10 protein-coding genes are annotated in these 10,510 nt (G+C 63.4%); 5 read left to right on the top strand and 5 right to left on the bottom strand.

What is annotated here, in order from left to right:
• Positions 1-52: 52 nt before the first annotated feature.
• Genes NKH60_RS30265 through NKH60_RS30255 form a run of 3 tightly spaced genes read right to left on the bottom strand, consistent with a single transcriptional unit; the run spans position 53 to position 4,053 of the window.
• Positions 53-271, bottom strand: coding sequence for a hypothetical protein (locus tag NKH60_RS30265; protein WP_352874446.1), 219 nt, complete (start codon positions 269-271; stop codon positions 53-55).
• 48 nt (positions 272-319) lie between these two features.
• A complete protein-coding gene (gene ppx, locus NKH60_RS30260; RefSeq protein WP_352874444.1) occupies positions 320-1,852 on the bottom strand; it encodes an exopolyphosphatase in 1,533 nt (510 codons plus the stop codon).
• A complete protein-coding gene (locus tag NKH60_RS30255) occupies positions 1,852-4,053 on the bottom strand; it encodes an RNA degradosome polyphosphate kinase (RefSeq protein WP_352541624.1) in 2,202 nt (733 codons plus the stop codon). The genes ppx and NKH60_RS30255 overlap by 1 nt, the downstream gene beginning before the upstream one ends.
• Before the next feature lie 149 nt (positions 4,054-4,202).
• Here NKH60_RS30255 and NKH60_RS30250 point away from each other — a divergent pair, with 149 nt between their 5' ends.
• Positions 4,203-4,448, top strand: a complete 246-nt coding sequence (locus tag NKH60_RS30250; protein WP_254820632.1) for a zinc-finger domain-containing protein — start codon at positions 4,203-4,205, stop codon at positions 4,446-4,448.
• Positions 4,449-4,467: 19 nt separating this feature from the next.
• A complete protein-coding gene (locus NKH60_RS30245) occupies positions 4,468-5,685 on the top strand; it encodes an FAD-dependent monooxygenase (protein ID WP_352874442.1) in 1,218 nt (405 codons plus the stop codon).
• Between the two features lie 27 nt (positions 5,686-5,712).
• Here NKH60_RS30245 and NKH60_RS30240 read toward each other — a convergent pair whose 3' ends face one another.
• Entirely contained in the window at positions 5,713-6,384 is a 672-nt protein-coding gene (locus tag NKH60_RS30240) for a TIGR02117 family protein (protein WP_352831835.1), read from the bottom strand.
• 98 nt (positions 6,385-6,482) lie between these two features.
• On the opposite strand from NKH60_RS30240, the gene NKH60_RS30235 reads away from it, so the two are divergent.
• From NKH60_RS30235 to NKH60_RS30225, 3 genes are read left to right on the top strand one after another with little or no spacing between them, the layout of a single operon-like run.
• Complete coding sequence (locus tag NKH60_RS30235; RefSeq protein ID WP_023719742.1) at positions 6,483-6,746, top strand: metal-sensing transcriptional repressor; 264 nt, start codon at positions 6,483-6,485, stop codon at positions 6,744-6,746.
• The gene (locus NKH60_RS30230) at positions 6,743-7,765 is read left to right on the top strand and encodes a cation diffusion facilitator family transporter (protein ID WP_502898560.1); all 1,023 of its coding nucleotides are present in this window, start codon (positions 6,743-6,745) and stop codon (positions 7,763-7,765) included. Before NKH60_RS30235 ends, NKH60_RS30230 begins: the two co-directional genes overlap by 4 nt.
• A 30-nt stretch (positions 7,766-7,795) precedes the next feature.
• Complete coding sequence (locus NKH60_RS30225; protein WP_352831836.1) at positions 7,796-8,509, top strand: nickel/cobalt transporter; 714 nt, start codon at positions 7,796-7,798, stop codon at positions 8,507-8,509.
• Between the two features lie 74 nt (positions 8,510-8,583).
• Here NKH60_RS30225 and NKH60_RS30220 read toward each other — a convergent pair whose 3' ends face one another.
• The gene (locus NKH60_RS30220; protein WP_352874441.1) at positions 8,584-10,500 is read right to left on the bottom strand and encodes a multicopper oxidase domain-containing protein; all 1,917 of its coding nucleotides are present in this window, start codon (positions 10,498-10,500) and stop codon (positions 8,584-8,586) included.
• Positions 10,501-10,510: the final 10 nt, after the last annotated feature.

The following is a 10,510-nucleotide window of genomic DNA, read 5'->3' as shown; positions in this document are numbered from 1 at the left end:
AGCCATCGCATCAAGAAATGCGCCTGGAACGACGACTATCTCATCAATGCCATCACTCATATGCGATAGCCCTGCCCTTGTGGGGTGTTCTCAACATCGTATGAAAATTGAACGGCGTTCTGACGCCCGGCTCTTTGGGATAATGTCGATCCAGATCGAACGTCCCCTTGGCCACGACGGACAGGGTGTACAGCGTCTGGGAACTGGCGGTGCCGGCGAAGAGGACGAAGATTGCCGCAACCAACAGCTGAAGAACCTGCCTGGATTTCACGGCGTTTCCCTTCTTTCCTCAACGGTCGCGACGCGACAGCGAGGGCGTCTATTTGACAGACATGCTAGGCCCGCCCTCGACCGCCAGCACCAGCCGACGGTTGGTCACCCTTGCCAGTTGTGCCAGCCGGCCGGCGGGCCGCTCGCCGTAAAGATCGGCCAGCGCTGCCGGCAGCACCAGCGCCAGCACGCCATTGCCGCGGTTTTCCCATTTCAGTCGCGACATGACGCCGGGCATTGCCGCCGTCAGGAGATAGACGACGCGCAGCAGCGCCGCCAAGACGCGGGCGCGCTCGAGATAGCGCGGTGTCGCCAGTCCGCGGATTTCCGGAGCGGCTTCATTGAACACGCCCTCGTGGCGAAACAGGCTGACAAGCGCCAGGAAGGCGCGGCCGGGATGATCGACGCCGATGAAGGAGGCGTGGGCGATGATGTTGAGCGATTGCTTGCCGCGATATTCGGGATGGGCACGCCAGCCGATATCGGCGAGCAGGCAGGCGGCGTGGCGGTAGCGCGCCTCATCCCTGGTCTCGTCGATGCCGAAGGCGGCGAACGCCTTGCCGGTCCACTCGACAAGCTCATGCGCGTGGTCGACCGAGCGCGAGCGCAGGCGGGCAAGCTCTTCAGCCGCCGAGATCAGCGGATCGGCCTTCTGCTCGGCCTCGTCGAGCAGCGAGTAGAGAAAGCCCTCGCGCACGCCCAGCGCCGACACGATGATCTTCGACGGCTGCATCGCCGCCATGATCTCCTGCAGCACGATGGCGCCATAGGGCAGCAGCGAGCGACGGTTCTTGGAGATGCCCTCGATGCCTTTGATCTTGTCGATCTCGGCTTTGGCGACCTGCCGGAGGAAGTTCGCGGCGCTTTCGATGCCGATCTCGTAATGGTGCATGACGCCGAGCGGGTAGTTGGTCATTTCCATGTGTAGCCGGGCGAGATTTCGCCAGGTGCCGCCGACCGTGTAGAACGCCCTGCCCTGCCCGCCCTTCAGCAATTTCGCCCGCGCCAGTTGCTCGCGCGTGATCCTTGCCGCCTGGGTCAGCGAGTTCTTCGCCATGTCCTGCAGGCGCAGGCCGCCCAACGGCAGCGTGATGCCGTCACCGATCGTCTCACCATCGATGTCGATCAGCTCGAGGCTGCCGCCGCCAAGGTCGCCGGCGATGCCGTTGGCCGGGTGGAAACCGGAGATGACGCCGAGCGCCGAATAATGGGCTTCCTCGCGGCCGCTCAGCACCTGGATCTCGGTCTTGAGCACATCCTCGGCGCGGTGGATGAAGTCGGGGCCGTTGACGGCCTCGCGAGCGGCGGCGGTCGCCAGCACATACATGCGCTCGGCGCCGGCCTGGTCGGAGAGCGCGCGGAAGCGGCGGAACTCTTCCATCGAGCGCGTCACCGCCTCGGGATCGAGCTTTCCGGTCGAAACGATGCCGCGGCCGAGGCCGGCCAGCATCTTTTCGTTGAACAGCAAGGTCGGCGAGCGCGCCAGTCCTTCATAGATGACAAGACGGATCGAGTTCGATCCGATATCGATGATGGACAGCGGTCGGCGGTCCTGAAGCCGGCCCTGGGACGCTGAAATCATCAGCCCGTCGCTGCGTTCTGTTTCTTGCGGCGCTTGAACTGCGCGATGCGCTTGGGCGCATGCGACTTCAACGCATCGCCCCGTCCGGACAGGCTCGGATTGGTCATGAAATATTCCTGCGCGTTGAACGGTTCCTCGCCCTCCTCCAGCACAACGCGCCGGGAGGTTCCGTCAGCCAATACGTCGAAACTTTGCTGGTTGTCCATGATGTTGCCGAGCATGATCTGGCCGAGCACCTGCTCATGCACAGTTGGATTGGTGATCGGCACCATGGTCTCGACGCGGCGGTCGAGATTGCGCGGCATCAGATCGGCCGAGGAGATATAGACGATCGCCCCGTCCGAGGGCAGGCCGTGGCCGTTGCCGAAGCAATAGATGCGGCTGTGCTCGAGGAAACGGCCGACGATCGACTTCACCCTAATGTTCTCGGATAGGCCGGGCACCTGCGGTCTCAGGCAGCAGATGCCGCGCACGACGAGATCGATCTCGACGCCGGCGCGGCTGGCATCGTAGAGCGCATCGATGACGATCGGGTCGACCAAGGCGTTCATCTTCATCCAGATGCGGGCCGGCCTGCCCTCCAGCGCGTGGCTGATCTCATCCGAAATGTGCTGGAGGATGCGGTCGCGCAGCGTAAACGGCGAGATGGCCAGCCGCATCTGCTCGGCCGGCTCGGCATAGCCGGTGATGAAGTTGAACAATTGGGCGACATCGCGCGCGATCGTCGGATCGGTGGTGAAGAAGGACAGGTCGGTGTAGATGCGTGCCGTGACCGGGTGGTAGTTGCCGGTGCCCAGATGCACGTAATTGCGCAGCCTGCCATCCTCGCGCCGCACCACCAGCGACATCTTCGCATGGGTCTTCAGTTCGAGAAAGCCGAAGACGACCTGGACGCCGGCGCGCTCGAGGTCGCGGGCCCAGCGGATGTTGGCCTCCTCGTCGAAGCGCGCCTTGAGCTCGACCAGCGCCGTCACCGACTTGCCGGCCTCGGCGGCGTCGACCAGAGCGCGTACGATCGGGCTGTCGTTGGAGGTGCGGTAGAGCGTCTGCTTGATCGCCACCACTTCCGGGTCGGCCATTGCCTGGCGCAGGAACTGCACCACCACGTCGAAAGATTCGTAAGGATGGTGGACGATGATGTCCTTCTCGCGGATCGCCGCAAAACAATCGCCGCCATGCTCGCGGATGCGCTCGGGAAAGCGGGGATTGTAGGGGGTGAATTTCAGATCGTCGCGGGCGACGGCGACGATCTCCGAGATCTGGCTGAGCGCCAGCGGACCGGTGAGCACGCTGATCCGGCTTGCCGAGACGCCGAGCTCGCCGGCGACGAAATCGCGCAATTCGGCCGGCATCAGCCGGTCGAATTCGATCCGGATAACCGAGCCGCGGCGCCGCCGCTTCAGCGCCGTCTCGAACAGCCGCACCAGATCCTCTGATTCTTCCTCGACCTCGATATCGCTGTCGCGGATGATACGGAACGTGCCGGAGCCCTTGACCTCATAGCCGGGGAACAGCTTGCCGATATAGAGACTGACCGCCTCTTCGAGTGGAATGAAGCGGACATGATGCTTGCGATCCGGCAAACGGATGAAGCGCCTCAGTGCCACCGGCAGGCGCAGAAGCGCGCTCATTTCCTCGCCGTTCTTGCGATGGCGCAATTGCAGCGCCATCGAGAAACCGAGATTGGGAATGAACGGAAACGGATGCGCCGGGTCGATCGACAGCGGCGTCAGGACCGGAAATACCTGCTCCTGGAAATGGTCCTCGAGCCAGGTCTTCTCGTCCTTGGTCAGGCCATCGCGGGTGATGCTTTCGATGCCTTGTTTGTCGAGCAGCAGCATCAGCGCCGAAAGGCTGTTCTGCTGGTCCTCCTGCAGGCGCTCGACCTCGCGCAGCAATTGTTCGAGCTGCTGCTCGGGAGTGCGCCCATCCGGGCTCTTCAGCACGATGCCTTCGCGCACCTGGCCGGCAAGACCAGCGACGCGGACCATGAAGAACTCGTCGAGGTTGGCGGCCGATATCGACAGGAAGCGAACGCGCTCGAGCAGCGGGTGATTGGCGTTCAGCGATTCCTCGAGCACGCGCCGGTTGAATTGCAGCCAGGAAAACTCGCGATTGACGAAGCGATCGGGATTGCCGCCTTCGGGGCTCGCCGCCTCGACGGTGATGAATTCGTTCTGCACCGGCTTCAGTTCGTTCATGGTTCCCGCTCTTCCCACACCGTTCGACGAGCACAGCCTTAACCGGCTTAACTTATCCTCTGACAGGCTTTTGCGACAGTTTCATTTCATCGATCTTGCAAAGAGACGGGTTATGATCCAGATGCAATCGACGAGATCAGGAGACGACGATGGCAGGCGGTTCCATTCCCCATTTCCAGAACGATGCGGGCTACCCGGCAATCGACATCGGCGTCAAGGAATTCATGTGCACCGGCGCCAATCCGCCTTTCGACCATCCGCATGTATTTCTCGACATGGGCGACGACAATGAAAAGGTCTGCCCCTATTGCTCGACGCTCTATCGCTATTCGCCGAAACTGAAGGCATTGGAAACGCAGCCGCCGGGCTGCCTCTATATCGACCAGGCCGCCTGATTCTTCCGCGACAAGCCTGATGCAGGAAACGCAGTCCCGGCAGGTGGTCATCGCCGGGGCGGGCGTCGCCGGGCTGACCGCGGCACTGGCCTTCGCCGAGCGCGGCTATCGGGTAAAACTGTTCGAACAGGCGCAGCACCTCGAGGCTGCCGGCGCCGGTATCCAGCTTTCGCCCAACGCGACGCGCATCCTACGGCAGCTCGGCGTACTCGATCGGCTGCTGGCGACGGCGGTGCGGCCGGAGGCAGTCGTGCTCAAGGATGCCGCCACGCTGCGCAAGCTGGCGCGCGTACCGCTTGGCCAGGCGGCCGACACGCGCTGGGGAGCGCCCTATGTCGTTGCCCACCGCGCGGATCTGCAGTCAGCGCTGATGCAGCGGATAGCCGAGCGGCCCAAGGTCGAGCTTGTCACCGGTGCCCGCGTCTGCGGCGTCGCAACCAGACCGAATGGCATCACCGCAACAGTCGAGATTGCCGGCACGACCATCGAAACCGAAGCATCGTTGCTGGTCGGCGCCGATGGGGTCTGGTCGTCGGTGCGAGAAAAACTGGCCCGCAAGGCGGCCGAATTCGGCAGAAGCCGATTCTCGGGCGAGCTTGCCTGGCGCGCCACGGTGGCCGCGGACACCCTCGCCGGACAAGCCTTCAGGGCGATCGGTGCGCCCGATTGCGTTACCGCATTCCTCTATCCCGGCTTTCATATGGTCGCCTATCCGGTCAGCCGTGGCACTGCCTTCAACCTCGCTGCCTTCACCAAGGGCGAGCGCATCGCCGAAGGCTGGTCGGGGTATGCCGACCCCGCCAGCCTCGCCAGCGCCATGCGCGGTACCGCGCCGGCGCTGGTTCGCCTGGCGACCGAGGCGGCGCCGTGGACGGCATGGCCGATCCACATTGTCGAGCAGCGGCGGTGGACGACGCCGCAAGGCATCGCGCTGATCGGCGATGCGGCGCACGCGATGACGCCGTTTGCCGCACAGGGCGCGGCGATGGCGATCGAGGACGCGGCGACGCTTGCCGGCTTCATTGCGGCCTCCACAGCCGATCTTGAGGGGGCGCTTGCCGCCTGGGAACAGGCGCGGCGGCCGCGCGTCGCCCAGGTCGCCCGCCGCGGCGCCGTCAATCGCCTCGCCTGGCATGCGGCCGGGCCGGTGGCGATGGCCCGCAACCTGTTCCTGGCGATGCGCTCGCCCGAAAAACTCGCCGCCGATCTCGACTGGCTCTACGGCTGGCGGGCGTAGGACGTTCGGCGGTCCTAAGTCGCCCGGTCAATTGTAAAGCCGCATCGACAGGCCGAGCGATGCCGGCAGCGGGTTCCACCAGCCGGTGCGCAGCCCGGCGATGCGCAGTGCCGCCGCCGCCCAGGTGTTGCAGCCGACCAGCGCGTTGAAACGGCCATTGCCTTCGAAGAAACGATCGAAACGGGAATACGCCGCATTCTCGATCGGCATGGCCCCGCTCGGTCCCTGCCGGAAGCTTCCCGCAATGTAATCGAGCAGCGCCGTAAACCGCTCCTCGCCGATGTCGAAGCCGGTGACGTCGGGATGCGGCTCGGCGATTTCGCCTGAAATGTCGACATGCATCACCGAGGCATCGACGGTCAGCGCCTTCATCACCGGCACTGCCTTCAGTTCCGACCAGGTCGGCGTCTCGAGATAGAAGGCGCGGCCGCCCCAGCCGAAGACTATGTAGCGGACCTCCGCCACGTCTGCTGGAATGCCGGCATCGACCAGGAAATGGAAGCGCCGGCGCACATCGTCGTCGACCGGGATGGCGATGTCGGTGTGGATCGGATTTTGCAGCACCAGGATACGGTGGCTTGTGCCGATCGGATCGGCAACGGCCGCCGGCCAGAGCGGGCGCGGCAGCAGCGTGCCCAGCGCCACCGCAAGGACTGCTGCAACGACCAGCAGGCCAAGAAAACGGGCAAGCTTCTTCATGGGAAAGGCATAGAACAAGCAATGCTCAAGGTGAAGCCCCTCCGAACGTTGCACAGCTGAGCTTGACGCGTATCCTCCCCGGGAGGATATGCTCAAGCATGTCAGATCACCTCCACGCCTCGCATCCTTCCATCATAAAGCGCCTGAAGCGCGCGCAAGGCCACCTTGCGGCGGTGCTGGCGATGATCGAGGCGCATCGCCCTTGCGTTGACCTGGCGCAGCAGCTTCATGCCGTCGAAAGGGCCATCAGCAGCGCCAAGCGCGAGCTGATCAACGATCACATCGAGCATTGCCTGACGGACAGCGTGGAAACCGGCGGCAACTCGCTGGCGGAACTCAAGCAGCTGGCGAAATATCTATGAATGCCATCGTAGTCCGCATTCTGGACTGGCTCGGGTTCGGCTCGCACGCCGCACATCATCACGGCGATCACGGTCCGCACGGTCACAGCCATGGCGTCATCGACGCGACAATTGCCACCACCGACCGGGGCATCTGGGCAATCAAATGGTCGTTCGTGATCCTGGCCATCACCGCGGCATTGCAGATGGTCGTGGTTGCGTTGTCGGGGAGCGTGGCATTGCTGGCCGACACGATCCATAACATCGGCGACGCGACCACGGCGATCCCGCTCTGGATTGCGTTCGTTCTGGCGCGGCGCAAGCCGTCGCGGATCTTCACGTATGGCTTGGGCCGGGTCGAGGATCTGGCCGGCATCATCATCGTGCTCATCATCCTGTTCAGCGCTGTAGTCGCTGCCTACCAAGCCATCGACAGGCTGATCAATCCACAAGCGGTGACACACCTGGGCTGGCTGACTGCGGCGGGCATTGTCGGCTTCCTCGGCAACGAGGCGGTTGCCGTGTTCCGTATCCGCGTCGGCCGCGAAATCAACAGCGCGGCACTGATTGCCGACGGCTACCACGCCCGCACAGATGGACTTACCAGCCTTGCCGTGGTCATCGGAGCCATCGGCGTCTGGTTTGGCTTTTCCTTGGCCGATCCGATCGTCGGCCTGCTGATCACGATTGCGATCTTCGGTATCGTCTGGCAATCGGCCCGCTCGGTGCTGACCCGCATGCTGGATGGAATCGAACCCGGTGTGATAGACGAAATCCGACATGCCGCCGAGCATGTTCCGGGCGCGCGCATTGTCGATGCCAAGGCGCGCTGGATCGGTCATAGATTGCACGCCGACATCGCAATTGCCGCGGACGAAACCCTGCCGCTGTCGGCGGCCAACAAGATCGCCGCAGCGCTGAAGGACGAACTATCCCAGCATATACCGGCCCTGGCTGAGGCGAATGTGCGGTTTTCAACGGAACGTGGAGAGAACGACCATCCTCACGAGCACACGCACGACCACGGCCACATGCACTGACGCTCGCCGATTTTCTGCTAGTCTCGTCCGATGTTCCAGACGCTCGTCGAATTTCAGCGCACGATCTATCTGACGCTCGGCGAACAGATCAAGCTGCTTGCGGCCGGAGGCAATTGGCTGGCGTTCATGGCCTTCCTGCCGATGGGCGTCGTGTTCGGGGCTGCCCATGCGCTGACGCCGGGGCACAGCAAGGCCGTCCTGGCGACTTATCTTGCCGGTTCGGATGCGAAGGTCTCGCGTGGTCTGCTCGTATCTATCACGCTATCGTTCACGCATGTGACGATTGCCGTTCTGATTGCGGCTCTCTCGCTGCCACTGGTCTCAATAGCATTGGGCAGCGTCGGCCGCGCTCCGCTTCTGGAGCATATCAGTCGCGGGCTGCTCGGCCTCATTGGCGTCTGGATGATCTGGCGCGCGTTGAGCCACAGCCATCATCACAGGCACGAGGGCGAGGCTGTCGGCGTCACGGCAGGCCTGATCCCATGCCCGCTGACGCTTTTCGCGATGACTTTCGCAATGTCCAGGGGGGTTCCGGCGGCGGGCGCCCTGTTTGCCGTCACCATGATGGTCGGCGTGGCGCTGACGCTGTCCTGTGTCGCCGTGTTGTCGATCCTGTTTCGGGAACGGCTTGTACAGTTTTTCGCGCGCCAGCCACGGCTGTTCGAAACCATCTCCCGGGCCATCGAGGGCGGCGCCGGTCTCGCCCTTGCCGGCGTCGCTGTCTGGCAGATCACCTCAGCTTGAGAGAAAATTTGGCCCCAGCCACTGCATGGCGTCCGGGCCGGTGCAGCGGCTGGAACGAGCCTAGGCGACGCCGGTCATGTCACATCGATCACGACCATCAGCCCGCCGCCGCCCTTTTCCTCGACATTGTTGTTCGTGGTGTGATGCGGGATGTGGCAATGGATCAGCCATTTGCCCGGACGCTGCGCCTTCCAGATTACGTCGTAGCGCTGACCCGGCCCGACGTTGATCGTATCGGCAAGGAAACGACCCGAAGCGGGGACCGTCTCGCCGTCGCGGGCAACGACCTCGAACGGTCCGCCATGGATATGCATCGGATGGATGAAGCCGTTGTTGGTGCCGATGAACCGCACCTTGAGCGTCTCGCCGACCTTCATCGGGATCGTCTCGGTCGAGGGATAGGCCTTGCCGTTGATGGTGAAGAAATTCGGCATGCCGCCATCCATCGGCATCGACGGGTAGGTCAGCCCTTCCCGCACCAGCCATTCCTGAAGCTCGATGGCGTAATCATGGTCGGCCGCGACCTCGTCGGCGGGATTGGCGGGATCGATGATCAGCGCACCGTAGAGGCCGAGCGCCTGGGTCCGGTCCGGCTTGGCATGGGGGTGATAGAAATAGGTTCCGTGCTGGGTCGCGGTGAATTCGTATGAATAGGATTGCCCGGGCTCGATCGGCGGCTGCGTGATCTCGGCCGGCCCATCCATCTGGTTCGGCAGGATCAAGCCATGCCAATGCACCGTCGTTTCCTCAGGCAGGCCGTTGGTGACGTTGATCCTGACCCGATCGCCCTGGCGAATATGAATTCGCGGACCGGGAATCTGGCCGTTATAGGCATAGGCGTCGACCGCGACGTCCGGCAGGATCTGCCAGCGGACCACTGAAGGCCTGAGCTCGAACACCTTGATGCCGTTCTCCATCCGAAACGGCAGTTCCTGGTCGCCCCTTGCCGTCAGGCCATAAGAGGCGGCCACGAGGCGTGGATCGGTAGCCGCCATGTCGCGCATTGTATCGGCTGGCGTGTCGCGATCCATGATCATGCCTCGCGGCATGATCACCCCGCCGACATCGCGTGCCGACAGCGTCAGGTTCAGCCAGTTCGCCGGCGCGACCATGCCGATGGCGAGCGCCAGCAGGGAGACGGCACCCAGGGCAGCGACCTGCGGCGTCGTGGCATCCGTCTCCATGTGATGGCCGCCGCCTTTGCCTTTGTGGGAAACCATATCGTGGTGCTGCCCGCGATGGCCGCTGGCGTCGGCCTGCTGCATTTGTATCTGCGCATGTTGCCTCGTGGCAGGCTGCTCCCGGACATCGATGCCGGCTGCCTGCGCACGCTGCGTCATCAGCCCATGCTTCAGCCCCCGGGCGACCAGCCAGACATTGGCCGGATAGGCAAGCGCAAAACCGGCGATGACGCCGATCGACATCACGCCCCAGAACAGCAGCTCCGTCGGTTCCATCGCGCGCATGTCGCGGCCCATCATCAGGAAGCTCATGACCGGCGCCATGCCGGCCATCATGAAGTTCATGGAGATGAACTCGGGCAGGAAGCTCTTGCGTACGTTTTCCCAATAGGTGCCGCCCATCATCGATTTCATGAACACCGACTGGAAGATGAACAGGCCGAAGGCAAAGCCGGCGAGATATTCGACGATCAGGTCGATCCACATCGGCAGGCCGAGCGCCGCCGTGACGGCGGCGGCAAGAATGATGCCGGTGGCATCGCCGGCGACGCAGTGGATGGTGGAGCCGACGCCCTGCTTCCAGAGCGGCCGGGTGAAGAGTTCATGATCGCCCGGCCGGGGCTCCTTGTCGGCGAGCACGTAGAGCAGCAAGCCGAGCGGACCCATATAGAGGGTGACCAGGATGAAGCCCCATTTCATCACCACCGGCTCGGGATTGTTGCGATATTGGTCGAAGCCGACGTAAAGCGTCGAAGCCAGCGCCAGCGCGAACCAGACGACGAGGAAATAATCGATCGGTTGGATGAGCATCAGGATGAAC

Source organism: Mesorhizobium sp. M1006, from assembly GCF_040318825.1.
Lineage (GTDB): Bacteria > Pseudomonadota > Alphaproteobacteria > Rhizobiales > Rhizobiaceae > Mesorhizobium.
Note: the sequence above shows the minus strand (reverse complement) of the source record. Positions and strands in the feature narration are given on the sequence as shown.